General features: G+C 62.6%; 22 protein-coding genes. 14 read left to right on the top strand and 8 right to left on the bottom strand.

The annotated features are described in order from the left end of the window. Positions 1 to 204: 204 nt before the first annotated feature. Positions 205 to 1629, bottom strand: coding sequence for an aspartate ammonia-lyase (gene aspA / locus ACL9RJ_RS32560; protein WP_422765999.1), 1425 nt, complete (start codon positions 1627 to 1629; stop codon positions 205 to 207). 184 nt (positions 1630 to 1813) lie between these two features. On the opposite strand from aspA, the gene ACL9RJ_RS32555 reads away from it, so the two are divergent. From ACL9RJ_RS32555 to ACL9RJ_RS32535, 5 genes are all read left to right on the top strand, one after another. Next, positions 1814 to 2731: a LysR substrate-binding domain-containing protein gene (locus ACL9RJ_RS32555; RefSeq protein WP_017124170.1), complete on the top strand. Its 918-nt coding sequence runs from the start codon at positions 1814 to 1816 to the stop codon at positions 2729 to 2731. A gap of 748 nt (positions 2732 to 3479) precedes the next feature. Then, positions 3480 to 3971, top strand: a complete 492-nt coding sequence (gene purE, locus ACL9RJ_RS32550) for a 5-(carboxyamino)imidazole ribonucleotide mutase (protein ID WP_017124171.1) — start codon at positions 3480 to 3482, stop codon at positions 3969 to 3971. 11 nt (positions 3972 to 3982) lie between these two features. Further along, positions 3983 to 5065, top strand: coding sequence for a 5-(carboxyamino)imidazole ribonucleotide synthase (locus tag ACL9RJ_RS32545; RefSeq protein ID WP_212810297.1), 1083 nt, complete (start codon positions 3983 to 3985; stop codon positions 5063 to 5065). Between the two features lie 109 nt (positions 5066 to 5174). Then, a complete protein-coding gene (locus ACL9RJ_RS32540) occupies positions 5175 to 5420 on the top strand; it encodes a GlsB/YeaQ/YmgE family stress response membrane protein (protein ID WP_017124173.1) in 246 nt (81 codons plus the stop codon). Between the two features lie 80 nt (positions 5421 to 5500). Further along, entirely contained in the window at positions 5501 to 6037 is a 537-nt protein-coding gene (locus ACL9RJ_RS32535) for a DUF3299 domain-containing protein (RefSeq protein ID WP_017124174.1), read from the top strand. Positions 6038 to 6070: 33 nt separating this feature from the next. Here ACL9RJ_RS32535 and ACL9RJ_RS32530 read toward each other — a convergent pair whose 3' ends face one another. Both ACL9RJ_RS32530 and ACL9RJ_RS32525 read right to left on the bottom strand, forming a co-directional pair. Then, complete coding sequence (locus ACL9RJ_RS32530; protein ID WP_212810296.1) at positions 6071 to 6973, bottom strand: D-hexose-6-phosphate mutarotase; 903 nt, start codon at positions 6971 to 6973, stop codon at positions 6071 to 6073. A 54-nt stretch (positions 6974 to 7027) separates the two neighbouring features. Further along, the gene (locus ACL9RJ_RS32525) at positions 7028 to 7429 is read right to left on the bottom strand and encodes an acyl-CoA thioesterase (protein ID WP_017124176.1); all 402 of its coding nucleotides are present in this window, start codon (positions 7427 to 7429) and stop codon (positions 7028 to 7030) included. A gap of 425 nt (positions 7430 to 7854) precedes the next feature. Here ACL9RJ_RS32525 and ACL9RJ_RS32520 point away from each other — a divergent pair, with 425 nt between their 5' ends. Next, positions 7855 to 9144: an MFS transporter gene (locus ACL9RJ_RS32520; protein ID WP_017124178.1), complete on the top strand. Its 1290-nt coding sequence runs from the start codon at positions 7855 to 7857 to the stop codon at positions 9142 to 9144. A gap of 1 nt (position 9145) precedes the next feature. On the opposite strand, the gene ACL9RJ_RS32515 is transcribed toward ACL9RJ_RS32520, so the two are convergent. Continuing rightward, positions 9146 to 9646 (bottom strand): type II toxin-antitoxin system VapC family toxin, encoded by a 501-nt coding sequence (locus tag ACL9RJ_RS32515; protein WP_212810295.1) that lies wholly within the window; start codon positions 9644 to 9646, stop codon positions 9146 to 9148. Then, complete coding sequence (locus tag ACL9RJ_RS32510) at positions 9643 to 10701, bottom strand: helix-turn-helix domain-containing protein (protein ID WP_212810294.1); 1059 nt, start codon at positions 10699 to 10701, stop codon at positions 9643 to 9645. The genes ACL9RJ_RS32515 and ACL9RJ_RS32510 overlap by 4 nt, the downstream gene beginning before the upstream one ends. A gap of 338 nt (positions 10702 to 11039) precedes the next feature. On the opposite strand from ACL9RJ_RS32510, the gene ACL9RJ_RS32505 reads away from it, so the two are divergent. The 7 genes from ACL9RJ_RS32505 to ACL9RJ_RS32475 all read left to right on the top strand — a co-directional run bounded on the left by ACL9RJ_RS32505 (position 11040) and on the right by ACL9RJ_RS32475 (position 20231). Beyond that, positions 11040 to 12041 (top strand): phosphate ABC transporter substrate-binding protein PstS, encoded by a 1002-nt coding sequence (locus tag ACL9RJ_RS32505; protein ID WP_422765998.1) that lies wholly within the window; start codon positions 11040 to 11042, stop codon positions 12039 to 12041. A gap of 451 nt (positions 12042 to 12492) precedes the next feature. Continuing rightward, complete coding sequence (locus ACL9RJ_RS32500) at positions 12493 to 14526, top strand: ABC transporter permease subunit (RefSeq protein WP_177118229.1); 2034 nt, start codon at positions 12493 to 12495, stop codon at positions 14524 to 14526. A gap of 15 nt (positions 14527 to 14541) precedes the next feature. Beyond that, on the top strand, positions 14542 to 16212 hold the full coding sequence (pstA, locus tag ACL9RJ_RS32495) for a phosphate ABC transporter permease PstA (RefSeq protein ID WP_177108482.1): 1671 nt from the start codon (positions 14542 to 14544) through the stop codon (positions 16210 to 16212). 172 nt (positions 16213 to 16384) lie between these two features. Then, the gene (pstB, locus tag ACL9RJ_RS32490; protein WP_017124182.1) at positions 16385 to 17218 is read left to right on the top strand and encodes a phosphate ABC transporter ATP-binding protein PstB; all 834 of its coding nucleotides are present in this window, start codon (positions 16385 to 16387) and stop codon (positions 17216 to 17218) included. A gap of 119 nt (positions 17219 to 17337) precedes the next feature. Next, positions 17338 to 18099, top strand: a complete 762-nt coding sequence (phoU, locus tag ACL9RJ_RS32485; protein WP_017124183.1) for a phosphate signaling complex protein PhoU — start codon at positions 17338 to 17340, stop codon at positions 18097 to 18099. Between the two features lie 161 nt (positions 18100 to 18260). Next, positions 18261 to 19181 (top strand): response regulator, encoded by a 921-nt coding sequence (locus tag ACL9RJ_RS32480; protein ID WP_178990526.1) that lies wholly within the window; start codon positions 18261 to 18263, stop codon positions 19179 to 19181. 153 nt (positions 19182 to 19334) lie between these two features. Beyond that, positions 19335 to 20231 carry a peptidoglycan DD-metalloendopeptidase family protein gene (locus tag ACL9RJ_RS32475; protein ID WP_017124185.1) on the top strand — a complete coding sequence of 299 codons (897 nt, stop codon included), beginning with the start codon at positions 19335 to 19337 and terminating at the stop codon, positions 20229 to 20231. Between the two features lie 143 nt (positions 20232 to 20374). Here ACL9RJ_RS32475 and ACL9RJ_RS32470 read toward each other — a convergent pair whose 3' ends face one another. The 3 genes from ACL9RJ_RS32470 to phoB form a co-directional block, all read right to left on the bottom strand. Then, the gene (locus tag ACL9RJ_RS32470) at positions 20375 to 21718 is read right to left on the bottom strand and encodes a hemolysin family protein (protein ID WP_042934555.1); all 1344 of its coding nucleotides are present in this window, start codon (positions 21716 to 21718) and stop codon (positions 20375 to 20377) included. A gap of 123 nt (positions 21719 to 21841) precedes the next feature. Further along, a complete protein-coding gene (gene phoR, locus ACL9RJ_RS32465; protein WP_017124187.1) occupies positions 21842 to 23164 on the bottom strand; it encodes a phosphate regulon sensor histidine kinase PhoR in 1323 nt (440 codons plus the stop codon). Between the two features lie 43 nt (positions 23165 to 23207). After that, the gene (gene phoB / locus ACL9RJ_RS32460; protein ID WP_003176964.1) at positions 23208 to 23897 is read right to left on the bottom strand and encodes a phosphate regulon transcriptional regulator PhoB; all 690 of its coding nucleotides are present in this window, start codon (positions 23895 to 23897) and stop codon (positions 23208 to 23210) included. A 153-nt stretch (positions 23898 to 24050) separates the two neighbouring features. Here phoB and ACL9RJ_RS32455 point away from each other — a divergent pair, with 153 nt between their 5' ends. Beyond that, entirely contained in the window at positions 24051 to 24428 is a 378-nt protein-coding gene (locus ACL9RJ_RS32455; protein ID WP_017124188.1) for a hypothetical protein, read from the top strand. Positions 24429 to 24613: the final 185 nt, after the last annotated feature.

Below are 24613 nucleotides of genomic sequence, written 5' to 3'. Positions count from 1 at the left end.
TCTTTGCACCCTGGAACCGCTGTCCTAGAAGCCTCGCCAGTCGGTTGGCGAGTAATGCGCGTCTGCTGAACGGTTGTCGGGAACGGTGTTGCCATGAAAAATCAGTTAAAAAAAAGGGCCTGAAGAGTGACCTTCAGGCCCTCAAAAGGTGAGAGGTGTCTAGTCCCTCGACCTGGTGAGCGGTTTGCGATCTGTCACTGAGGGTCAGGCCTTCAGTGGAACCAGACGCGGGGCAATCATGTTTTCCGGGCGCAGGATGTCGGCGAGCATCGTATCGTCGAGCAGGCCTTCCTCGCGCACCAGTTCCAGTACGCCGCGGCCGCTTTCGAGGGCGATGCGGGCGATACGGGTGGCGTTTTCATAGCCGATGTACGGGTTCAGCGCGGTGACCAGGCCGATGGAGTGTTCCACCAGTTCGCGGCAGCGTGCTTCGTTGGCGGTGATGCCGACGATGCAGTGTTCGCGCAGCATGTCCATGGCGCGTTGCAGCAGGCGGATCGAGTCGAAGATCTTGAAGGCGATCAGCGGCTCCATTACGTTCAGTTGCAACTGGCCGCCTTCGGCCGCAATGGTCAGGGCCAGGTCGTTGCCGATGATCTGGAAGGCCACCTGGTTGACCGCTTCCGGGATCACCGGGTTGACCTTGCCGGGCATGATCGAGCTGCCCGGCTGGCGCGCCGGCAAGTTGATTTCGTTGATGCCGGTACGTGGGCCGCTGGACAGCAGGCGCAGGTCGTTGCAGATCTTCGACAGCTTGACCGCGGTGCGCTTGAGCATGCCGGAGAACAGCACGAAGGCGCCCATGTCGGAGGTGGCTTCGATCAGGTCGGCGGCCGGAACCAGCGGCTGGCCGCTGATGATCGCCAGGCGGTCGACGGCCAGTTGCTGGTAGCGCGGGTCGGCGTTGATGCCGGTGCCGATGGCGGTGCCGCCCAGGTTGACTTCGGTCAGCACTTCCGGTGCTAGGGTCTTCAGGCGGGCCAGGTCTTCGCTCAGGGTGGTGGCGAAGGCGCGGAACTCCTGGCCGAGGGTCATCGGCACGGCGTCCTGCAACTGGGTGCGGCCCATTTTCAGGACGTGGCTGAACTCTTCACCCTTGGCGGCGAAGGCCTGGATCAGGCTGTCGAGGCTGGCGAGCAGGGCGTCGTGGCCCAGCAGCAGACCCAGGCGGATGGCCGTCGGGTAGGCGTCGTTGGTCGACTGCGCCATGTTCACGTCGTTGTTCGGGTGCAGGTACTGGTATTCGCCCTTGCCGTGGCCCATGGCCTCCAGCGCGATGTTGGCGATGACTTCGTTGGCATTCATGTTGGTTGAAGTGCCAGCGCCGCCTTGAATCATGTCCACCACGAACTGCTCGTGGAAATCACCGCGGATCAGGCGGGCACAGGCCTCGCTGATGGCGGCGTGCTTGGCTTCGCTCAGGTGCCCCAGTTCGCGGTTGGCGTCGGCGGCGGCTTGCTTGACCATGGCCAGGGCCACGACCAGTTTCGGGTAGTGCGAAATCGGAACGCCGGAGAGGCGGAAGTTGTTCACCGCTCGCAGGGTCTGGATGCCGTAGTACGCGTCGGCAGGTACGTCGAGTACGCCAAGCAGGTCTTTTTCTGAGCGGAAAGATGCAGCGGAGGACATGATAGAAATCATCTCGAAATGGACCCGGTCAATGCCGGAACGTTGGCAATGCTAGGCTTGAGGGAATTTTTGGGCCAATGCTGTTCGGCGCTGCCCTATGCACAAACGGCATAATGCCGATGTGACGCATTGTGTGTGGCGAGCGTGTGAACCAAAATGGTGCGCTTGGAGGAGGGAAGGGCCAATGAATCTCGAAAGCAAATGGTTGGAAGATTTCAGTGCCCTGGCGGCGACGCGTAGCTTTTCCCAGGCTGCCGAGCGTCGCTTCGTCACGCAGCCGGCGTTCAGCCGACGGATTCGCAGCCTGGAAGCGGCGCTGGGCCTGACCCTGGTCAATCGCTCGCGCACGCCGATCGAGCTGACGGCGGCCGGCCAGCTGTTCCTGGTGACGGCGCGAACGGTGGTCGAGCAACTGGGCGAGGTGGTGCGCCATCTGCATCATCTGGAAGGCGGGCAGGGCGAAGTCATGCAGGTGGCGGCGGCGCACTCCCTGGCGCTGGGCTTCTTCCCGCGGTGGATCGCGCAGTTGCGCAACGAAGGGCTGAACATCGCCACGCGGCTGGTGGCGACCAACGTTGGCGACGCGGTGCATGCGCTGCGCGAGGGCGGTTGCGACCTGATGCTGGCGTTCTATGACCCGGATGCGGCGTTGCAGATGGACGCGGAGATCTTTCCGTCGTTGCACCTGGGGCATACCGAAATGCTCCCGGTGTGCGCGGCGGGGCCGGACGGCAAGCCGCTGTTCGACCTGGAAGGCGAGGCCAGCGTGCCGTTGCTGGCCTACAGCGCCGGGGCATTTCTCGGGCGTTCGGTGAACCTGCTGCTGCGCCAGCGCAACCTGCGTTTCACCACGGTGTACGAGACGGCCATGGCCGACAGCCTCAAGAGCATGGCGCTGGAGGGCCTGGGCATCGCCTGGGTGCCGCAGTTGAGCGTGCGGGCCGAGCTGGCGCGGGGCGAACTGGTGGTTTGTGGCGGCGCGCAATGGCATGTGCCGCTGGAGATCCGCCTGTATCGCTGCGCGCTGGTGCGCAAGGCGAATGTGCGCCTGTTGTGGCGCAAGCTGGAAGGCGCTGCGGCGCAGACGCCGGCCCCGACCTGAATATCGCCCAGCTCCCACAGGATCGGAGGGGCACCACGGACTGTCGTCCAGCCTGGGACCCTGTAGGAGCCGGCTTGCCGGCGATGAGGCCCTTGAGCCTTGCATTGCTCTTGCGGCCGCAATCGCTGGCAAGCCAGCTCCCACAGGGTTGAGGGGGGCACCACGGACTATCGTCCAGCCCGGGACCTTGTAGGAGCCGGCTTGCCGGCGATGGGGCCCTTGAGCCTTGCATTGCTCTTGCGACCGCAATCGCTGGCAAGCCAGCTCCCACAGAATCGGGGTTCACCACGGACTGTCGTCCAGCCTGGGACCTTGTAGGAGCCGGCTTGCCGGCGATGGGGCCCTTGAGCCTTGCATTGCTCTTGCGACCGCAATCGCTGGCAAGCCCGCTCCCACAGGATCGGGGCTCACCACGGACTATCGTCCAGCCTGGGACCTTGTAGGAGCCGGCTTGCCGGCGATGAGGCCCTTGAGCCTTGCATTGCTCTTGCGGCCGCAATCGCTGGAAAGCCAGCTCCCACAATGTCCTGGATTGACCTGAAAGTCAGGTAAACCGGCCTTCAGCGGCTAAAATCCAGCGAACGACAGACGGTCGCAGAAAGTGCGTACGACGCGGATTTTTCGGTATACTGCGCGGCCTTCGGCCGGTTCGCCCGGCCATAATTCGCATAACAAGCCACGCCGGTCTTCCCGCGTGGCTTGTTGTTTTTTGACGCGCCTGCGGGCGCCCAAGAGAAGAGGCACGACGATGAGCGCACTGGTTGGCGTGATCATGGGCTCCAAGTCCGATTGGTCCACCCTTAGCCACACCGCCGATATGCTGGAAAAGCTCGGCATCCCTTACGAGGTGAAAGTGGTTTCGGCCCATCGCACCCCGGACCTGCTGTTCCAGTACGCCGAAGAGGCCGAGTCCCGTGGCATCGAGGTGATCATCGCCGGTGCCGGTGGCGCGGCCCACCTGCCGGGCATGTGTGCGGCCAAGACCCACCTGCCGGTGCTGGGCGTGCCAGTGCAGTCGTCGATGCTCTCGGGCGTGGACTCGCTGCTGTCGATCGTGCAGATGCCCGCGGGCATCCCGGTCGCCACCCTGGCCATCGGCAAGGCCGGCGCGATCAACGCCGCGCTGCTGTCGGCGAGCATCCTGGGCGCCAAGCATCCGCACTTTCATACCGTGCTGAAAAAATTCCGTGCTGAACAGACAGACAGCGTGCTGGATAATCCAGACCCGCGCGTCGCCTGAGGTTTTTGACGATGAAGATCGGTGTAATCGGTGGCGGCCAGCTCGGCCGCATGTTGGCCCTGGCGGGTACGCCGCTGGGGATGAACTTCGCTTTCCTCGACCCGGCGCCGGATGCCTGCGCAGCCGCCCTGGGCGAACATCTGCGAGCCGACTACGGCGATCAGGATCACCTGCGCCAGTTGGCCGATGAAGTCGACCTGGTGACCTTCGAGTTCGAAAGCGTCCCCGCGGAAACCGTGGCTTTCCTGTCGCAGTTCGTGCCGGTCTACCCGAGCGCCGAAGCCCTGCGCATCGCCCGCGATCGCTGGTTCGAAAAAAGCATGTTCAAGGAGCTGGGGATCCCGACCCCGGCCTTCGCCGATATCCAGTCCCAGGCGGACCTGGATGCGGCGGTCGCCAGCATCGGCCTGCCGGCCGTGTTGAAGACCCGTACCCTGGGTTACGACGGCAAGGGCCAGAAAGTCCTGCGCACCGCGGCCGATGTGGTCGGCACCTTTGCCGAACTGGGCAGCGTCGCCTGCCTGCTGGAAGGTTTCGTGCCGTTCACCGGCGAAGTCTCGCTGATCGCCGTGCGTGCCCGCGATGGCGAAACCCGCTTCTACCCGCTGGTGCACAACACCCACGAGAGCGGCATCCTCAAGCTGTCGATCGCCAGCACCGACCACCCATTGCAGGCCCTGGCCGAAGACTATTCCAGCCGGGTGCTCAAGCAACTGGACTATGTCGGCGTGATGGCTTTCGAGTTCTTCGAAGTCGACGGCGGCCTCAAGGCCAACGAGATTGCCCCGCGTGTGCACAACTCCGGGCACTGGACCACCGAAGGCGCCGAGTGCAGCCAGTTCGAGAACCACCTGCGGGCGGTAGCCGGCCTGCCGCTGGGCTCGACCGCCAAGGTCGGCGAGAGCGCGATGCTGAACTTTATCGGCAGCGTGCCGCCGGTGGAGAAGGTCATCGCCATCGCCGACTGCCACCTGCACCACTACGGCAAGGCCTTCAAGGCCGGGCGCAAGGTCGGCCACGCCAACCTGCGTTGCGCCGACAAGGCCACGCTGCAACAGCAGATCCTGCGGGTCGAAGCGCTGATCGCCGAGTAAAGATATCCCTGCGCGGCGGGAACCATCGGATCCCGCCAGCCTCTGATGGCAGGATGCCAAAGTGCTGACTAGGCTTTGGCGTGTGGCTCACTCACTCAGAGGCAACGTCATGGGTATCATCGGAACCATTTTCATCGGTCTTATCGTCGGCCTCGTGGCGCGCTTTCTCAAGCCGGGCGACGACAGCATGGGCTGGATCATGACCATCCTGCTGGGGATCGGCGGTTCGCTGGCGGCGACCTACGGTGGCCAGGCGCTGGGCATCTACCAGGCCGGGCAAGGCGCGGGCTTTATCGGCGCGGTCGTCGGTGCGATTGTCCTGCTGGTGATCTACGGTCTGATCAAAAAGAACTGATCGAACTGACCAGGTCCTCTCCGCGCGGCGCGTGGAGAGGACTAGAATGCTCGCCCTGACTTCCTGTTGCCGAGCCCCTCATGCGCCGTCTTCTGTTGACACTCCTTTTGCTGGGCAGCGGCCTGGCCCACGCCGGCGAGCTGCCGGAAACCGACTGGCTGGAACTGATGCCCAAGTCGGACCAGAAAGCCCTCGAAGAAATGCCGGAAATCAGCCATGACTCGCCTGAAGCCAACGGCACCTTTACCGCCAAGGGCGGCTTGAAGCAGAGCAAGGGCCTGCCGGCGGTGATGTATTCGACCAAGACCGTCGCCGCCATGAACGGCAAGGACATTCGTATCGGTGGCTATCCGGTGCCGCTGGAAACCGACGCCAAGGGCCGCAGTACCCTGTTTTTCCTGGTTCCCTATCCGGGTGCCTGCATCCACGTGCCGCCACCGCCGCCGAACCAGCTGGTGCTGGTGCGTTATCCCAAGGGCCTGAAGCTGGACGATATCTACACGCCGCTGTGGGTGACCGGGACCCTGAAGATCGAGAAGGTCAGCAACGACCTGGCCGATGCGGCGTATGCGCTGGATGCGGGTAAGGTGCGGGTGGTGAAGGAGTCGGATCTTTGAGGGTGGCGAGCGGGCAAGCCCGCTCGCCTCATGTCAGGCCAGCGGGCTGCTGCCGATAGTCACGCCCAGCGTATGGCTGGCACCCGGTGCCAGCGTCACCACGTCATCCATCACGTTCGCGGTTTCGATGCAGAGCATCTTCTGCCAGCCGTCGTCGGCCATGTCGGTGAACTGGCTGGCGCGGCCGATCCACGGGTTCCAGATCACCGCCGAGCGCGAGCCGCTGGTGTCCAGCTCGATCCGCCGTTCCCAGGTCGGGTCGACAATGCTCAACTGCGCCGGCGCATCCTGGTAGATGCGGTCGGTTTCACCGACGAAACGCAACTCGCCCTGTTGCCGGGCCGGCTTCCAGTCATCCGCCGTGTCGATATAGGCCAGGCCGTCCACGCCTTCGACATGCACGTTGCGCACATCGCTGACGGCGAAATAGGTGTGCAGTGCCTGGCTGAGGGTGACCGGATGATCGTCGAGGTTTTCGCTGGAGAGGCTGATCCGCAACCGTTCGCCCAGGTGAATCGCCAGCTTGAGGCCGACCTTGTGCGGCCAGCCGGCAAAGCCACCTTCGGGAGCCGGCACGGCGAATTCCGCCAGCACGCCGTCGTCGTCGGCCTGGATACCGAGCAATGTCCACTCCAGCGTCCTGACGAAGCCATGGGCGGTTGGCGGCTCGCTGCTCTGGCGCATCGCCTGGACGCTGTCCGGGTTGCGCGCGAAGACCCCGAACCACGGCCAGCACACCGGCACACCGGCGCGAATGCTCTTGCCGTGCTTGAACTCGGCCTGGTCGTTGAGCCAGATCAGCGGCGGTTGCCCGGCCAACTGATAACTGAGGATATGCGCGCCTTGCTGGGCTACCAGCAATTCGGCCTGACCGTGGCGGATCCGCCAGCAGTTCAGTTCATCCAGCTTGACCGTTTCAACGTAGGGCGTACTCATGGTGTTCTCGCTCGGCAACAGGAACTGCAATGGACCGCAAAAAACCGCCCGGGTTTAGCGCCGTGGCGGTACGGAGCGGGTGCGACCGCTGCCGTCGATGGCGACGAACACGAACACCGCCTCGGTGACCTTGCGCCATTCGCTGGACAGCGGGTCGTCGCTCCACACCTCGACCATCATCTTGATCGAGCTGCGGCCGATTTCCAGGGCCTGGGTATAAAAGGACAACTGCGCGCCGACCGCGACCGGCACGAGGAACGCCATGCGGTCGATGGCGACCGTGGCCACGCGCCCGCCGGCCACCTTGCTGGCCATCGCCGTGCCGGCGAGGTCCATCTGGTTGACCAGCCAGCCGCCATAGATGTCGCCGAAACCATTGGTTTCACGCGGGAGCGCGGTGATTTGCAGGGCGAGGTCGCCTTGCGGGATTGGGTCTTCTTGTTCGAGTTCGATCATACGGGGGGTGCCTCTGACCCGTGACGCTACGTTGGTACTGCCGGTGAATAGCCGTCTTCAGGAAAAACGATTCAGCTCGAACATACTACGTTCGTCACGTTTCTCTAAGGCGTACTAAAGGGAAACTCTGCGAAACCGGCTGGAATGGGTTTCCAACGACGTTTTTGCACAGCATCCATCAGGGCGACACTGACCAGTATATCGATCGACCCGCTCGACTACGACCATCAGAAAGCCCTTTCGATCGCTCTATATCGGGCCATCATTTACTTTCTGAAACATTTTGTTGTTTTTTCCTGCCCTGTGCACCTCTCCTTGGCGACACTGCCCCCGCCCGCGAGACCTTTTTGCGCTTTACCGTTTTCCTCCTCCCCGGCTTGTGCGATCTTTGCGGGCCTGCCTATCAATACAAGAGAAGCCTTGCAATGAGCACTGTGTCTCCCAGCCTTGCGCAACCTTCGCGCCCGCTGACCCGTAATGACTACAAGACGTTGTCGCTGTCTGCCCTGGGAGGTGCGCTGGAGTTCTACGACTTCATCATTTTCGTGTTCTTCGCGGCTGTGGTGGGCAAGTTGTTCTTCCCGGCGGACATGCCCGAGTGGTTGCGCCTGATGCAGACGTTCGGCATCTTCGCCGCCGGCTACCTGGCGCGGCCGCTGGGCGGAATCGTCATGGCGCACTTCGGCGACCTGCTGGGGCGCAAGAAAATGTTCACCCTGAGCATTTTCCTGATGGCCGTGCCGACCCTGATCATGGGCCTGCTGCCGACCTACGCGCAGATCGGCATCTGGGCGCCGATCCTGCTGCTGTTGATGCGGGTGATCCAGGGCGCCGCAATCGGCGGTGAAGTGCCGGGCGCCTGGGTCTTCGTCGCCGAGCACGTTCCGGAACGGCAGATCGGCTTTGCCTGCGGCACCCTGACGTCGGGCCTGACCGCCGGCATCCTGCTGGGCTCGCTGGTGGCGACGCTGATCAACAGTGTCTACACCCCGGTCGAAGTGAGCGATTACGCCTGGCGGATCCCGTTCCTGCTGGGCGGTGTGTTCGGCCTGTTCTCGGTATACCTGCGGCGCTGGCTGCATGAAACCCCGGTGTTCGCCGAGCTGCAGCAGCGCAAGGCCTTGTCCGAAGGCATTCCCCTGGGCGCGGTATTGCGTGATCACCGCGGGGCGATCGTGATCTCGATGCTGCTGACCTGGCTGTTGTCGGCCGGCGTGGTGGTGGTGATCCTGATGACCCCGACCGTGCTGCAGACCGCCTACCACTTCGCCCCGACCGTCTCGCTGGAGGCCAACAGCCTGGCGACGGTCTGCCTGACGTTGGGCTGCATCATCTCCGGCGCACTGGCCGACCGTTTCGGCGCGGGCCGCGTGTTCGTGGTCGGCAGCCTGGCGCTGATGACAACGTTCTGGACCTTCTACAGCAGCCTGCCGACCCACCCCGAGTGGCTGTTCCCGCTGTATGCCCTGAGCGGCCTGTTCGTCGGCACCATCGGCGCCGTGCCTTATGTCATGGTCAAGGCTTTCCCGGCGGTGGTGCGCTTCAGCGGCCTGTCGTTCTCCTACAACCTGGCGTACGCGATCTTTGGCGGCCTGACACCGATGGTCGTCACCCTGCTGCTCAAGGAAAGCCCGATGGGCCCTGCGTATTATGTTGCAATAATTTGCAGCGTCGGCGTGCTGGTCGGCGGCTACCTGTGGGCGAAGGGCCGCTAGCTTATAGAAGCTGACACCCTCGCCAGCGGCTGATCCGGGCACGGCATTCCTGCTCGGGTAGCCGTGCCCCCTGAGCTGTCATGCTTTCCAGTGAGTCGGCTGCCCGGGCGGGGGGGACGACAGTGTGCTCCACCATCAGATCCAGCAGCCAGAGCGCTCCACGTACCTGTAGCCCGTCACGTAACGCCTGGCGCCTGAGTCTGCCATCCCCGGTCAGAAGCGGGCGCCCGGTTTCCTGGGCCAGTAAATAGCATGAGACGTCGGCCAGGGAGCTGTTGTTGTGTTCTATCTTGAGCGTGAACAGCCTCATGACCCCATCACCGTCAAAAGATTCGACCCGTAATCCATGGGCAAGTAGCTCTTCGCGGGGGAAATCTTTCAATTCTGCCAATACGAAGTCAGTGCAACACAAGGCGAACGGTAGCCTGAACAACTGCTCCAGCAATCCGGCATTTCTGAAGTCGATCCAGATATTCGTATCGCTGACGTAGATCAGACTCATGCACTCTCCAGTGATCCCAGAAAGTTCGGGTCAAGGGCGGTCACGGGCTTGCGTAGAAATTCGGCGGCACGAGACTGGGTGATCAAGCCTTCCGCATATCCCCAGAACACCAGTGATTCGAAGCGATGGGGAGCCCTGCATGGCATGGGCTCGGGTTCTGATTTGCGCCAGCCGTTGGCGCTGAATCGAATGATGAGGGATTTATAGCCATTCTCGCTGAGCAGATTCAGGTCCTTGAGCCTGCGTAACGCCGCGTGCATCGAGAGTCCATATTGGCGCTTGGCAATCAGCAGTTCGCGTGGATGTACTTTCGATCTGGGGTGATGACCGAAATCGCCGATCACGCATTTGGCCGGATAAAGGAAAGCCCCAGCGAAGCGATGGCAGCAGTTTTCCTTGTCCCGCTCAGGCATCGCCTCGGGGAGTCGCATGACCCAGTGCCCCAGCTCATGGGCAGCGGTGAACCTGATGCGTTCACCGGGACGTTCGCCATTGAGCGCAATCAGCACATGGTGTCCGTCACGGGTGGCGGCACAGGCACCGTCGAAGTCATCCGGCCCCTTGAGCATGACCACCTTGATCCCATGTTCTTCCAGTTGCTCGCTCAAGTGGGAAACCGGGTCGCCACCAATGCCCCAGAATTCTCGCAAGGTCTGTGCGGCCTGCTCTGCCTCGTCGGCACAGGTCACGGGAATCATCTGGGCGGGAGTGGTGGAAGTGAGGATATCCAGGGGGTCGAAACACGCTTCCAGAGCTATATAACGCTCAAGGTATTCGCGCATCTGCTCTTCAACCTGAACCTGGCGGTACCGGGGCATCCTGGCCAGTTTGCGAAACTCCAGGGGAGCCAGCACCACCGAGTGCGCGCGGAAGAAGTACTCAGGGCTCATATCCAGAGCCCTGGACAATTGCAGCAGGCGTGTAGAGCTCGGAGTCACCAACCCTTTCTCATACTTGCTGAGGGCCTGCTTGGTGATATCCCCCATCTGAAGTGCCAGGGCCTCGAGAGTCATGCCTCGTAGCAGCCGGGCCTGGCGGATTCGGTCGTTGATCATGAAACCTCCTCAAGGTTGACAAATTTGTATTTTAGCTATGTTTTGTCAACTGTAGAGAAGTTTCAAGATGTAGCCGATCGCTGCCGATTGCCTGGGCTCAGACCTGGATGGTGGCGGCAATGGTTTACAGAGTGTTTCTAAATGATGCGGAGCTTGTGCTGGGAATCTGGCTGAACGCGTGAAAATCCAAGGTTTTCAGGGGCTTTTCACAAAGATTGGGATCGTTCTGTTTGATGCTGGCCTTTCATCTAATTGTCACATACCAGTCATAGAGTGTTCATGCGGCCTGCCGATACTTGGCCCCGATCCAACTTAACCCTCTCTGCTAGGAGCAAGGCATGAAACTGAAACGTTTGTTGGCGGCAATGACTTTTGTCGCTGCTGGCGTCGCGACTGCCCACGCGGTGGCCGCTGGTGTAGACCCGTCCATTCCGGCCTATACAAAAGTACAAGGCGTGTCGGGCAACTTGTCCAGCGTCGGTTCCGATACCCTGGCAAACCTCATGACCCTGTGGGCCGAGGGCTACAAGAAAGAATACCCGAACGTGAACATCCAGATTCAGGCCGCCGGTTCCGCCACCGCGCCACCTGCCCTGACTGAAGGCACTTCGAACCTGGGCCCGATGAGCCGCAAGATGAAGGACACCGAACTGGCTGCCTTCGAGCAGAAGTACGGCTACAAGCCGACCGCCATCCCGGTCGCTGTGGACGCCCTGGCGGTATTCGTGCACAAGGACAACCCGATCCAGCACCTGACCATGGAACAGGTCGACGCGATCTTCTCCTCGACTCGTCTGTGCGGCGCCAAGGCCGACGTCAAGACCTGGGGCGACCTGGGCGTGACCGGCGACCTGGCCAACAAGCCGGTCCAGCTGTTCGGTCGTAACTCGGTATCCGGCACCTACGGCTACTTCAAAGAAGAAGCCCTGTGCAAAGGCGACTACAAGCCTAACGTGAACGAACAACCTGGTTCGGCTTCCGTCGTGCAGTCCATCAGCTCCTCGCTGAACGGTATCGGCTACTCGGGTATCGGCTACAAGACCGCCAGCGTGAAAACCGTTGCCCTGTCGAAGAAAGGCAGCACCGAGTTCATCGAAGACAGCGAAGAAAACGCACTGAACGGCAAATACCCGCTGTCGCGTTTCCTCTACGTCTACGTCAACAAGGCACCGAACAAGCCTCTGGCCCCGCTGGAAGCCGAGTTCGTGAAGCTGGTTCTGTCCAAGCAGGGCCAGGAAGTTGTCGTGAAGGACGGCTACATCCCACTGCCAGCCAAGGTTGCCGCCAAGGCACTGGCTGACCTGGGCTTGAGCGAAGGCGGCAACGTCGCCAAGAAGTAAGCCTTGAGCCGGAGCCCCAGGCTCCGGCATGTGGGAGCGGGTTTGCCCGCGGAGCTTGTGGTGTCCCCGGGGCACCTTCGCGGATAACCGCGCTCCCACACACTAATTTCCGAATCCGCTGCCAGCCACGCTGGGCGGCGGCTTCCGTGCGTCACTGCACTGTCATCTTTCTGTCATACAGGATCGCTAGGGTGTGCGCATGAACGATCTGGCCAATTCCACCATGACTACAACTTCTCCCCCGAAGCGCATTGACTTCAATACGCCTGAACTCAAGCGCAAGCGTCGCATTCGCGCGCTCAAGGACCGCCTGACCCGCTGGTATGTGTTTGTCGGCGGCCTGGCCGTCCTGGCGGCGATCACGCTGATCTTCTTCTTTCTCGCCTATGTGGTCCTGCCCCTGTTCCAGGGCGCTTCGCTGACCGCGGAAAAAGCCATTACCCCGGCCTGGATGCGCGATGCCGGCAACCCCCTGATGATCTCCCTGGAAGAACAGAACCAGGTGGGCATGCGGGTTTCCGACCAGGGGCAGGTGCTGTTCTTCTCCGTTGCCGATGCCACTGAACTGTCGCGGGTCAACCTGCCGCTTCCGGCGGGCACCAAGGTGACCTCCATCAGCAAGGACCAGCCGGGCATCCCGCTGGTTATCGTCGGTCTGTCCAATGGCCAGGCCCTGGTGTTCCGTCACACCTATAAAGTGACGTACCCGGACGGCAAGAAGACCATTTCCCCGGCGGTCGAATACCCCTACGGCGAAACCCCGATCACCCTCGATGGCCAGGGCCACGCGCTTGAGCACGTGAACCTCAACGCCAGCGAAACGACACTGGTCGCCGTGGGCTCCAACGGTGCGCAACTGCACGTGTTGGCGCTGACCAAGGAAGAGAACATGATGACCGGCGAGGTCACCAGCGAGCAGAAGAGCATCGATCTGCCGCAGATGACCGAGCCGGTGAAAGCCATCTACATCGATCCGCGCCAGCAATGGCTGTACGTGATCAACGGGCGCGCCCAGGCTGACGTGTTCAGCCTGCGCGACAAGAGCCTGAACGGTCGCTACAAGCTGCTGGACGATGCCAACACCGAAGTGACCGCCAGTACGCAACTGGTGGGCGGTATCTCGCTGATCATCGGTGACTCCAAGGGTGGTCTCGGCCAGTGGTTCATGGCCCGCGACCCGGATGGCGAGCTGCGCCTGAAACCGATCCGCAGCTTCCAGATGGGCACCACGCCAATCGTCGAGATCACTGCCGAAGAACGTCGCAAGGGCTTTGTCGCCCTGGATGCCTCCGGCAAGCTCGGTGTGTTCCACAGTACCGCGCACCGCACACTGCTGGTGGACCAGGTGGTCGACGGCCCGGGTATCTTCGGCCTGTCGCCGCGGGCCAACCGGGTGATCGTCGAGCAGGGTGGCAAGATCCAGCCGCTGGAACTCGACAACCCGCACCCGGAAGTTTCCTGGAGCGCGCTGTGGAGCAAGGTCTGGTACGAGAACTACGACGCACCCAAGTACGTCTGGCAATCGACCGCCGCCAACACCGACTTCGAGCCCAAGCTGAGCCTGTCGCCGCTGACCTTCGGGACCCTGAAGGCCGCGTTCTACGCCATGCTGCTGGCCGCACCGCTGGCCGTCGCCGCCGCGATCTACACCGCCTACTTCATGGCCCCGGGCATGCGCCGCAAGGTCAAGCCGGTGATCGAGCTGATGGAAGCGATGCCGACGGTGATCCTCGGCTTCTTCGCCGGCCTGTTCCTGGCGCCGTATGTCGAAGGGCACCTGCCGGGGATCTTCAGCCTGCTGATGTTGCTGCCGATCGGCATCCTGGTCGCCGGTTTCGCCTGGAGCCGCCTGCCCGAGTCGCTGCGCCTGCGGGTGCCGGATGGCTGGGAAAGCGCGATCCTGATCCCGGTGATCCTGTTCGTCGGCTGGCTCTCGCTGTTCATGAGCCCGCACCTGGAGACCTGGTTCTTCGGCGGTGACATGCGCATGTGGATTTCCCACGACCTGGGCATCACCTACGACCAGCGCAACGCCCTGGTGGTCGGCCTGGCCATGGGTTTCGCGGTGATCCCGAACATCTACTCGATCGCCGAAGACGCCGTGTTCAGCGTGCCGCGCGGCCTGACCCTGGGCTCGTTGGCCCTGGGCGCCACGCCATGGCAGACCATGACGCGGGTGGTGATCCTCACCGCCAGCCCGGGCATCTTCTCGGCGCTGATGATCGGCATGGGCCGTGCCGTCGGCGAGACCATGATCGTGCTGATGGCCACCGGCAACACCCCGGTGATGGAGATGAACCTGTTCGAAGGCCTGCGCACCCTGGCGGCCAACGTGGCGGTGGAGATGCCGGAGTCGGAAGTGGGTGGTAGTCACTACCGCGTGCTGTTCCTCTCGGCACTGGTGCTGCTGCTGTTCACGTTCATCATGAACACCCTCGCGGAACTGATTCGTCAGCGTCTGCGCAAGAAATACTCGTCGCTTTAATAAAGGTAGAAGTCTGTGAAACAGAACTCCCTGAACAGTTGGTTCAAGAGCGGCGCCCCTGGCGTCTGGATCAGCGGTGGTGCGGTGTCCATCGCGGTCATCATGACCATCGGCCTGCTGGCGGTGATTGCGGTTCGTGGCCTGGGCCACTTCTGGCCGGCGGACGTGGTCCACGCCCAGTACAGCGTGCCGGGCCAGACCGCCCAGGTCGTGGTCGGCGAAGTGGTGCAGAAGGAAGAAGTGCCGCGTGCGCGTCTCAAGTCGGCCGGCCTGCCGGTGCCGGATCAGGGTCCCGAGTTCATGACCCGGGAACTGATCAAGGTCGGTAACCGCGACCTGAACGGCAACGACTTCACCTGGGTCGTCGGCGAGTGGCTGACCGACCAGAGCACGCCGGCGGATCTGATGACCGTCGAGCGTCGTGAGTGGGGCAACTTCTACGGCACCCTGGTCAACGTCAAGGAAAACGGCAAGATCGTCGCCGAAGGGCAGGCCGCCTGGCCTGAGCTGCAGGCGCGTATCGACCGTGTGAACGACCTGGCCAAGCAGCTCAAGAGCCTGGAAAAAACCGATATCGGCGCGATCAACGCTGGCCTCGAGCGGATTCGCCTGCATGGCCGCAAGCTCGAGCTTGAAGGCAAGCTCGACGCCACTGCCCAGGCCGACATGGATGCCGAGAAGGCCGAGCTCAATGCCCGTTACCAGGCCATCGAGGCCCGCCTCGGCGACCTGCACAGCCAGTTCAACCGCGACAGCCTGACGGCCCGCGATGGTAACGGCAGGGAACTGGAGATCGGCATCGGCAAGGTGGTCCATGCCTACCAGCCGAACGCCATGGGCACCATGACCAAGGTGGGTTTCTACTTCAGCAAGGTCTGGGAATTCCTCAGCGACGACCCGCGTGAAGCCAATACCGAAGGCGGGATCTTCCCGGCGATCTTCGGTACCGTGATGATGACCCTCATCATGGCGATGATCGTGACACCGTTCGGCGTACTGGCGGCGGTCTACCTGCGTGAATACGCCAAGCAGAACACCCTGACCCGGGTGATCCGCATTGCCGTGAACAACCTGGCGGGCGTTCCGGCGATCGTCTACGGCGTGTTCGGCCTGGGCTTCTTCGTCTACGTGCTGGGCGGTTCGCTCGACCGGCTGTTCTTCCCCGAAGCCCTGCCGGCGCCGACCTTCGGTACCCCGGGCCTGCTCTGGGCCTCGCTGACCCTGGCGCTGCTGGCGGTGCCGGTGGTGATCGTGGCGACGGAGGAAGGCCTGGCGCGGATTCCCCGCACCGTGCGTGAAGGTTCGCTGGCCCTGGGCGCGACCAAGGCCGAGACGCTGTGGAAGATCGTCCTGCCGATGGCCAGCCCGGCGATGATGACCGGCATGATCCTCGCCGTGGCCCGCGCCGCCGGTGAGGTGGCACCGCTGATGCTGGTGGGTGTGGTGAAACTGGCGCCGTCGCTGCCGGTGGATGGCAACTATCCGTACCTGCACCTGGACCAGAAGATCATGCACCTGGGCTTCCACATCTACGACGTCGGCTTCCAGAGCCCGAACGTCGAGGCGGCGCGTCCGCTGGTGTATGCCACGGCGTTGCTGCTGGTGCTGGTGATCGCCACGCTGAACCTGTCGGCCGTGTGGATCCGCAACCACCTGCGCGAGAAGTACAAGGCGCTGGATAGTTAACAGGTTGGCATGCAGCTTGTGGGAGCGGGCTTGCCCGCGAAGGGGCCGTCACGGTCGCCAGAAACTTCGCGGGCAAGCCCGCTCCCACAGTAGTCCGCGTCCAGCCAGATATTGACCGGGAGCCCGCGAAGCGGCGTTCCGAAATGAATTTGTCAGCGCAGGGAGTTTACCCATGCAGCATGAAACCCATACCCACGGCATCAACATGTCCGCCCTGGGCCGCAGCAAACAGAGCCTGGACCTGGCAAGCGAAACCGTGGCCATCGAAGTCCCCGGCCTGAGCCTGTTCTACGGCGAGAAGCAGGCGTTGTTCGACGTCAGCATGAACATCCCCAAGCAGCGCGTGACCGCCTTCATCGGCCCGTCCGGCTGCGGCAAGTCGACCCTGCTGCGCACCTTCAACCGGATGAACGATCTGGTCGACGGCTGCCGCGTACAGGGCGAGATCAACCTCTACGGCAACAACATCTACCGCAAGGGCGAGGACGTCGCCGAGCTGCGCCGCAAGGTCGGCATGGTGTTCCAGAAGCCGAACCCGTTCCCCAAGACCATCTATGAAAACGTGGTCTATGGCCTGCGCATCCAGGGCATCAACAAGAAGCGCATCCTCGACGAGGCCGTGGAATGGGCCCTCAAGGGCGCGGCCCTGTGGGATGAAGTGAAGGACCGCCTGCACGATTCGGCACTCGGTCTGTCCGGTGGCCAGCAGCAGCGCCTGGTCATCGCCCGGACCATCGCCGTGGAGCCGGAAGTCCTGCTGCTCGACGAACCGTGTTCGGCGCTCGATCCGATCTCGACACTCAAGGTCGAAGAACTGATCTACGAATTGAAATCCAAGTTCACCATTGTCATCGTGACCCACAACATGCAGCAGGCGGCTCGGGTTTCCGACTACACCGCGTTCATGTACATGGGCAAGCTGGTTGAATTTGGCGACACCGATACCCTGTTCACCAATCCGGCGAAGAAGCAGACCGAAGACTACATCACCGGTCGTTATGGCTAGGAGCAGTGGCGAGCCGCGGGCCAAGAAGCGGCGCAATGGAAGCCGAGCGAGTTCAGATCAACCCATAACTGCTTGAAACGTGCAGCCTGAAAGCTGCCTGTTTCGCGGAGCGAATCCCGATGATTGATAAAGACGGTCTTACCCACCATATCTCCGCGCAGTTCAATGCGGAGCTGGAAGAAGTACGCAGCCACCTGCTGGCCATGGGCGGGCTGGTGGAAAAGCAGGTCAACGACGCGGTCACCGCGCTGATCGAGGCCGATTCGGGCCTGGCCCAGCAAGTGCGCGAGATCGATGACCAGATCAACCAGATGGAACGCAATATCGACGAGGAATGCCTGCGCATCCTCGCGCGTCGCCAGCCGGCGGCGTCCGATCTGCGGCTGATCATCAGCATCTCCAAGTCGGTGATCGACCTCGAGCGCATCGGCGACGAAGCGACCAAGATCGCCCGGCGCGCCATCCAGCTGTGCGAGGAAGGCGAGGCGCCGCGTGGTTATGTCGAGGTCCGGCATATCGGCGACCAGGTGCGCAACATGGTGCGCGACGCACTGGACGCCTTCGCCCGCTTCGACGCCGAGCTGGCGTTGTCCGTGGCGCAGTATGACAAGATCATCGACCGTGAATACAAGACCGCCCTGCGTGAGCTGGCAACCTACATGATGGAAGACCCGCGCTCTATCTCGCGGGTCCTGAGCATTATCTGGGTGCTGCGCTCGCTGGAACGGATCGGCGACCACGCGCGCAATATTTCCGAACTGGTGATCTACCTGGTTCGCGGCACCGACGTGCGGCACATGGGCCTCAAGCGCATGCGCCAGGAAGTTGAGGGTACCTTGTCCGAAACCGCTAATGTTCCCGGCGAAGCTGACGATAAGTAAGATTGCCCGAGAGAAACGCCCGGCCTTAGGTCGGGCGTTTTTGTTTGTGGCGCATGAATTTTACGCGCACCCGCGAACGATAAAGTCCCGGCGTGACTCATCAGTTTTGGGCAAATAGCCATTAGCCAGTATGCTGGCCGGGATTTTTAGAGGAATGGTCAATGAGTAAAGTCAGTGTGTTGGTGGTGGATGACGCATCGTTCATCCGCGATCTGGTGAAAAAGTGCCTGCGCAACTACTTCCCGGGCATCCGGATCGAAGACGCCGTCAACGGTCGCAAGGCCCAGGCGCTGCTGGCGCGCGAAGCGTTCGACCTGGTGCTGTGTGATTGGGAAATGCCCGAGATGTCCGGTCTGGAACTGCTGACCTGGTGCCGTGCCCAGGACAACCTCAAGACCATGCCGTTCGTGATGGTCACCAGCCGTGGCGATAAAGAGAACGTGGTGCAGGCGATCCAGGCCGGTGTGTCCGGCTACGTCAGCAAGCCCTTTACCAACGAACAGCTGCTGACCAAGGTCAAGCAGGCGCTGCACAAGGTCGGCAAGCTCGATGCCCTGATGAACAGTGCCCCGACCAAGGCCAACTCGGCCTTTGCCAACGACTCCCTCAGTGCGCTGACCGGCGGCAAGGCCGCTGTGGTGGCGCCTGTGGCCGCTGCCGCGCCTGCCCCGGCCCCGAGCAAGGGCTTGCTCAACAGCCCGCCGGTACGCCCCGCTGCGGCGCCGGCAGCCAGTGCGGCCACCGGTGGTCGCGGCCAGGGCCAGTTGCGCCTGTCCAGCGGCACCCAGCAATGCGTGATCAAGGCGCTGAGCATCAAGGAAGCCTTGCTGGTGGTGCGCCGTGGCGAGGTTCTGCCGCAAGTGCTCGAAAGCGCCGTGCTCGACCTGGAGCAGGGCGACAACGCCGAGATCGCCCGCCTGAACGGCTACCTGCACGCGATCGTTGCCCACGAACCGAAGCCGGACAGCGACTGGCTGCAACTGACCTTCCGGTTTATCGACCAGGATGCACAGAAGCTCGACTACATCTCCCGCCTGATCGCCCGCGGCACCGCCCAGAAGCACTTCGTACCCGGGGCCTGATGCCTTGCCTGATAACGCGGTGCGCCTGATGCGCCGCGTTGTCCGTCCCCCTGGTCGCTGCTTTCCGACAGTCGCCGATGCCTGCGTGATTAACACAAGCTCCATCTCCACCTGCTAGGCTGGCGCTCACGTTCGATTCGGCGATTTCCGCTTATGCTGCTGCGCTTGCTGTTTTCCTGCGGCCTGTTGATGGTCGCCACCTCGGCTGCGGCCATGACGATCTACAAGTACGTGGACGCCAATGGCGTGGTCTCGTACAGCGATCGTCCGGCGCCTGGCGCGCAGGTGTTTGTGTTCCGCGATCGGATGGTCGAGCACCTGGAACGCCAGGTGCACCTGGATATCCGCAAGCAGAAAGGGGGCGACAGCGTCTATGTGCGCAACGACCTGTATGCGCCGGTGGAGATCGAGCTGGGTTTCGGCGCGCTGAAGAACGTCAGCGGCGCGCCTCTGCAGCCGATCCGCAAGGTGCTGCCGGCCCGCAGCAGCCAGCGCCTGGCGCTGCTCACCGCGACCCGGCCCGGACAGCCGTTCCTGTATACCCCCAAGTTCCGCTATTCCCTCGGCGATCCCTCGGGGCAGGCCCAGGGCTATCGTTACCCGTTGCCGTGGCGTGGCGGGCCGTTTCGCCTGACCCAGGGTCCGAACGGTCCCTACAGCCACTTCGGCGCCAAGAGCCGCTATGCGATGGACATCGCCATGCCGGTGGGCACGCCGATCATCGCGGCGCGCGGCGGGGTGGTGGTCAAGACCGAGAATGCCCAGTCCGGGCGTGGCTCGGACCCTTCCGGCAACTTCGTCCGGGTGCTGCACGACGACGGCACCATGGGCGTCTATCTGCACCTCAAGCAAGGTTCGGTCAGCGTACGCGAAGGCCAGCACGTGGCGGTGGGCAGCCCGCTGGGGCTGTCGGGCAATACCGGCAACAGCACCGGGCCGCACCTGCATTTCGTGGTGCAGCGCAATACCGGGCTGGGGCTGGTATCGATTCCGTACCAGTTCAACCAGCCGGTGGAGGCCTTGCCGAACTTCGCGGTAGGCGGGCAGTGACAGCGCCGACTTGAATACACACCCGCTGCAGGAGCCGGCTTGCCGGCGATTGCGGTGTGTCAGTCGATAGGCACGTCGGCTGCTGGATCGCTATCGCCAGCAAGCCGGCTCCTACAAGGACCGCGGCTATCGCGGTCCGGGTATCAGTCGAGCTTGAGCACCTTGGCCAGGATGATCTTCGGACCCTTCATCTTCTTGATGATGATGCGCAGGCCCTCGACTTCCATCACTTCTTCCTCTTCCGGCACCCGTTTCAGGGTTTCGTAGATCAGCCCGGCGAGGGTTTCGGCTTCGATATGGTCCAGGTCGATGCCCAGCAGGCGTTCGACCTTGAACAGCGGCGTGTCACCCCGCACCAGCAGCTTGCCCGGCTGATAGGCGAGGATGCCGCGCTCGGCCTTGCGGTGTTCGTCCTGGATATCGCCCACCAGGACTTCCAGCACGTCTTCCATGGTCAGGTAGCCGATCACCTTGCTGTCGGCTTCCTCCACCAGGGCGAAGTGCGAGCCGCCCTGGCGGAACTGTTCCAGCAGGCGCGACAGCGGCATGTGCTTGGACACGCGCTCCAGCGGGCGGGTCAGCTCGGCCAGGTTGAACGATTCGGGAATATGGTCCAGGGCCGCCAGTTCCAGCAGCAGGTCCTTGATGTGCAACAGGCCGACGAACACGTTGCGTTCGGCGTCGTACACCGGATAACGGCTGAACTTGTGGCGACGGAACAGGGCGAGGATTTCCTTGAGCGGCGCGTTGCAGTCCAGGGTCACCAGGTCTTCCCGGGAGTTGGCCCAGTCGACCACTTCCAGCTCGCCCATTTCCACGGCCGAGGCCAGCACGCGCATGCCCTGGTCGCTCGGGTCCTGGCCACGGCTGGAGTGCAGGATCAGCTTCAGTTCTTCGCGGCTGTAGTGGTGTTCGTGATGGGGGCCGGGCTCACCCTGGCCGGCGATCCGCAGGATGGCGTTGGCGCTGGCGTTGAGCAGGTAGATGGCCGGGTACATCGCCCAGTAGAACAGGTACAGCGGCACCGCGGTCCACAGCGAGAGCAGTTCCGGCTTGCGGATTGCCCAGGATTTCGGGGCCAGCTCGCCGACCACGATGTGCAGGTAGGAAATGATGAAGAACGCGGTGAAGAACGACACGCCCTTGATCACTTCGGGAGAGTTCACGCCGACGGCGCCGAGCACCGGCTCCAGCAGGTGGGCGAAGGCCGGCTCACCGACCCAGCCGAGGCCCAGGGAGGCGAGGGTGATACCCAACTGGCAGGCGGACAGGTAGGCGTCCAGCTGGCTGTGCACGGTGCGCAGGATCTGTCCGCGCCAGCCGTTCTTGTGGGCGATGGCCTCGACCCGGGTCGAGCGCAGCTTGACCATGGCGAATTCGGCCGCAACGAAGAAGCCGTTGAGCAGAACCAGGATCAGAGCAAAGAGAATCATGCCGAAATCGGCGAATATCGTGGCGAGGGTCAAGCTACTAGGGGAAGGGTCCATGATGGAGTTTTACGGGTTCCGTATTTCAATTTGAGGTGTGTTTCGGTACCTGAAGGGCAGGCACAAGTCATCCAATGTAGCGGCACATGGGCCCGTTGCCTAGTGGCCTGGCACCATCGGTGCTCAGGCGGACAGGTTGTTTTTGTGCGCGCGGGTCACTTGCGCGGGGACGAAATGGCAGGTGAAGGTGCTGCCGTGGCCCAGTACGCTGCTGATTTCCAGGCGGGCGCGATGGCGCAGCAGCACGTGCTTGACGATGGCCAGGCCCAGGCCCGTGCCGCCGGTGTTGGAGTTGCGGCTGGAGTCGACGCGGTAGAAGCGCTCGGTCAGGCGCGGCAGGTGTTTGTTGTCGATGCCGATGCCCGAATCCTGCACGCTGAGGTGGGCACCGTGTTCGTCGCCCCACCAGCGGATGCGGATATTGCCTTCGGCCGGGGTGTATTTGACGGCGTTGAACACCAGGTTGGAGAACGCGCTGCGCAATTCCGCCTCGCTGCCCTTGAGCCGGACGCTGTCGTCGGCCTCCAGGGTGATGGTCTGGTTGCGCTGCCCGGAGAGGGCCTGGGCATCGTTGCGGATCGACTGCAGCAAGGTGTCGATGCGCACCGGCTGGTTGTCCGACGGGTAGTCGGTGGCTTCCAGCTTGGCCAGCAACAGCAGGTCATTGAGCAGGGTCTGCATGCGCCCGCCCTGCTGCTGCATCTGCTGCAGCGCGCGGACCCAGCGCGGGTTCACTTCCTCGACGTTATCCAGCAGGGTTTCCAGGTAACCGCAGATCACCGTCAGCGGGGTGCGCAGTTCGTGGGAAACGTTGGCGATGAAGTCCTTGCGCATCTGTTCCAGCTGGTGGATGCGCGTGACATCGCGCACCAGCATCAGGTGTTCGTTATTGCCGTAGCGGGTGATGTACAGCTGGATGCGCATGCGGTCGTTGGTCGGCGACGGGATTTCCAGCGGCTCGGCGTAGCTGTCCTGCTCGAAATATTCCTTGAAGCGCGGGTGGCGGACCAGGTTGGTCACCGGCTGGCCGCTGTCCTGCGGGGTCTTGAGGCCGAGCAGGGTTTCCGCGGCGCGGTTCCACCATTCCAGGTTGCCGTCGCTGTCGAGCATGATCACCGCGTCCTTGAGGGCGGCGGTGGACTCCTGGACCCGGTCGATCACCGCTTGCAGGCGCCCGCGCACGCGCTGGTCGCGGCGTTGCAGGTGATAGATGCTGTCGAATACATCGCCCCACAGGCCATAGCCGTCCGGCGGTGCTTCGTCGGGTTTGTGCTGGCGCAGCCATTCGTGCAGGCGCAGCAACTGCTTGAGGGTCCAGCCCAGGTAAATCCCCAGGCCGGCAGCCAGCGCCCAGCCGTAATAGCCGCTGATCAGGCCGACCAGCAGGCAGGCGGTCACCAGCAACAACAGATGGCGGATCAGGGTGCCATGCCAGTTTTGATTCACTTCAACATGCGTCCTTGTCAGCAATCATTGCGCGAAAAGCGGCTCAGCCCTTGGTGGAAAACCGATAGCCGGTGCCGCGCACCGTTTGTACCAGATTCTCGTAGGCATCGCCGAGGGCTTTGCGCAGACGGCGGATATGCACATCAACGGTACGCTCTTCGACATAGACGTTGCCGCCCCAGACCTGGTCCAGCAACTGCCCGCGGGTGTAGGCGCGTTCCTGGTGGGTCATGAAGAACTGCAACAGACGGTATTCGGTGGGGCCCATTTCCGCGGGCTTGCCGTCGATGGTCACGCGATGGCTGATGGGATCGAGCAGCAGGCCACCGACTTCGATTGGCGCTTCACCGTCGGTCGGACCGGCGCGGCGCAGCACGGCCTTCAGGCGGGCGACCAGCTCGCGGGGGGAAAAGGGCTTGGTGATGTAGTCATCGGCGCCGACTTCAAGACCCTGGATCTTGTTGTCTTCCTCACCCTTGGCGGTGAGCATGATGATCGGGATATCGCCGGTCAGTTCGTCGCGCTTGAGGCGCCGGGCCAGTTCGATACCCGAGGTGCCGGGCAGCATCCAGTCGAGCAGGATCAGGTCAGGTTTGCGGTCGACGATGATCGCATGGGCCTGCTGGGAGTTTTCGGCTTCCAGGCAGTCATAGCCGGCCATTTCCAGGGCGACAGCGATCATCTCCCGAATCGGGGCTTCGTCGTCGACGATCAGAATGCTCCTGCCAACCATATCCCTTAATCCTCTTGTCATTTAACTGTCTTGCGCCGCATTAGATAACGAAATTATTGCAGTCATGTGACAGCTTTTCCGCGAGGCCGACGATTGTCATTTCCATGGGCTACGCTGGGAGTTCGAATCTACAACCACAAAAGGAAGGTTCTGATGACTCATTCTTCGTTTTCACTGAAAGCCCTGATGGTAACGGCGGCATTGACGCTGCCGACCCTGGGGTTCGCCGCCGAGCCGGCCATGATGAAAGACGGCAAGATGGTCGATGGCAAGGGCATGACCCTGTACACCTTTGACAAGGACGCCGGCGGCAAATCCATGTGCAATGACAAGTGTGCCGAGAACTGGCCACCGATGATCGCTGCGGAGGGCGCCAAGCCCGAAGGCAAGTGGACACTGATCAAGCGCGCCGACAACAAGATGCAGTGGGCGCATGATGGCAAGCCGATGTACACCTACAAGGACGACACCAAGCCTGGCGACATCAATGGCGACGGTAAAGGCGGCATGTGGCACGTAGCCAAGCACTGATCCGACCCGGTCTCCTGTAGGAGCCGGGCTTGACGATGTTCGGCGGTGACACACCGCCCTGTAGGAGCCGGCTTGCTGGCGATAGCGGTGGCGTAGCTTGCATCGTCATCGCTGGCAAGCCAGCTCCCACAAGGTCCCGGGCTTGACGATGTTCGGCGGTGACACACCGTCCTGTAGGAGCCGGC

It is taken from the genome of Pseudomonas sp. Mn2068 (assembly GCF_049319725.1).
In the GTDB taxonomy this organism is placed as follows: domain Bacteria; phylum Pseudomonadota; class Gammaproteobacteria; order Pseudomonadales; family Pseudomonadaceae; genus Aquipseudomonas; species Aquipseudomonas gingeri.
The sequence above is the reverse complement of the archived record's forward strand: the minus strand, read 5'-3'. Positions and strand labels throughout refer to the sequence as shown.

Excerpts from the sequence above, each read along its gene's own strand:
- ACL9RJ_RS32505 (WP_422765998.1), top strand. The coding sequence starts at position 11,040 with ATGAAACTGAAACGTTTGTTGGCGGCAATGACTTTTGTCGCTGCTGGC.
- ACL9RJ_RS32545 (WP_212810297.1), top strand. The coding sequence starts at position 3,983 with ATGAAGATCGGTGTAATCGGTGGCGGCCAGCTCGGCCGCATGTTGGCC.
- ACL9RJ_RS32510 (WP_212810294.1), bottom strand. The coding sequence starts at position 10,701 with ATGATCAACGACCGAATCCGCCAGGCCCGGCTGCTACGAGGCATGACT.
- ACL9RJ_RS32455 (WP_017124188.1), top strand. The coding sequence starts at position 24,051 with ATGACTCATTCTTCGTTTTCACTGAAAGCCCTGATGGTAACGGCGGCA.
- purE (WP_017124171.1), top strand. The coding sequence starts at position 3,480 with ATGAGCGCACTGGTTGGCGTGATCATGGGCTCCAAGTCCGATTGGTCC.
- ACL9RJ_RS32515 (WP_212810295.1), bottom strand. The coding sequence starts at position 9,646 with ATGAGTCTGATCTACGTCAGCGATACGAATATCTGGATCGACTTCAGA.
- pstB (WP_017124182.1), top strand. The coding sequence starts at position 16,385 with ATGCAGCATGAAACCCATACCCACGGCATCAACATGTCCGCCCTGGGC.
- ACL9RJ_RS32480 (WP_178990526.1), top strand. The coding sequence starts at position 18,261 with ATGAGTAAAGTCAGTGTGTTGGTGGTGGATGACGCATCGTTCATCCGC.
- ACL9RJ_RS32520 (WP_017124178.1), top strand. The coding sequence starts at position 7,855 with ATGAGCACTGTGTCTCCCAGCCTTGCGCAACCTTCGCGCCCGCTGACC.
- phoB (WP_003176964.1), bottom strand. The coding sequence starts at position 23,897 with ATGGTTGGCAGGAGCATTCTGATCGTCGACGACGAAGCCCCGATTCGG.
- ACL9RJ_RS32475 (WP_017124185.1), top strand. The coding sequence starts at position 19,335 with ATGCTGCTGCGCTTGCTGTTTTCCTGCGGCCTGTTGATGGTCGCCACC.
- ACL9RJ_RS32555 (WP_017124170.1), top strand. The coding sequence starts at position 1,814 with ATGAATCTCGAAAGCAAATGGTTGGAAGATTTCAGTGCCCTGGCGGCG.
- ACL9RJ_RS32500 (WP_177118229.1), top strand. The coding sequence starts at position 12,493 with ATGCGCGATGCCGGCAACCCCCTGATGATCTCCCTGGAAGAACAGAAC.
- ACL9RJ_RS32540 (WP_017124173.1), top strand. The coding sequence starts at position 5,175 with ATGGGTATCATCGGAACCATTTTCATCGGTCTTATCGTCGGCCTCGTG.
- ACL9RJ_RS32525 (WP_017124176.1), bottom strand. The coding sequence starts at position 7,429 with ATGATCGAACTCGAACAAGAAGACCCAATCCCGCAAGGCGACCTCGCC.
- phoU (WP_017124183.1), top strand. The coding sequence starts at position 17,338 with ATGATTGATAAAGACGGTCTTACCCACCATATCTCCGCGCAGTTCAAT.
- aspA (WP_422765999.1), bottom strand. The coding sequence starts at position 1,629 with ATGTCCTCCGCTGCATCTTTCCGCTCAGAAAAAGACCTGCTTGGCGTA.
- ACL9RJ_RS32470 (WP_042934555.1), bottom strand. The coding sequence starts at position 21,718 with ATGGACCCTTCCCCTAGTAGCTTGACCCTCGCCACGATATTCGCCGAT.
- ACL9RJ_RS32535 (WP_017124174.1), top strand. The coding sequence starts at position 5,501 with ATGCGCCGTCTTCTGTTGACACTCCTTTTGCTGGGCAGCGGCCTGGCC.
- ACL9RJ_RS32530 (WP_212810296.1), bottom strand. The coding sequence starts at position 6,973 with ATGAGTACGCCCTACGTTGAAACGGTCAAGCTGGATGAACTGAACTGC.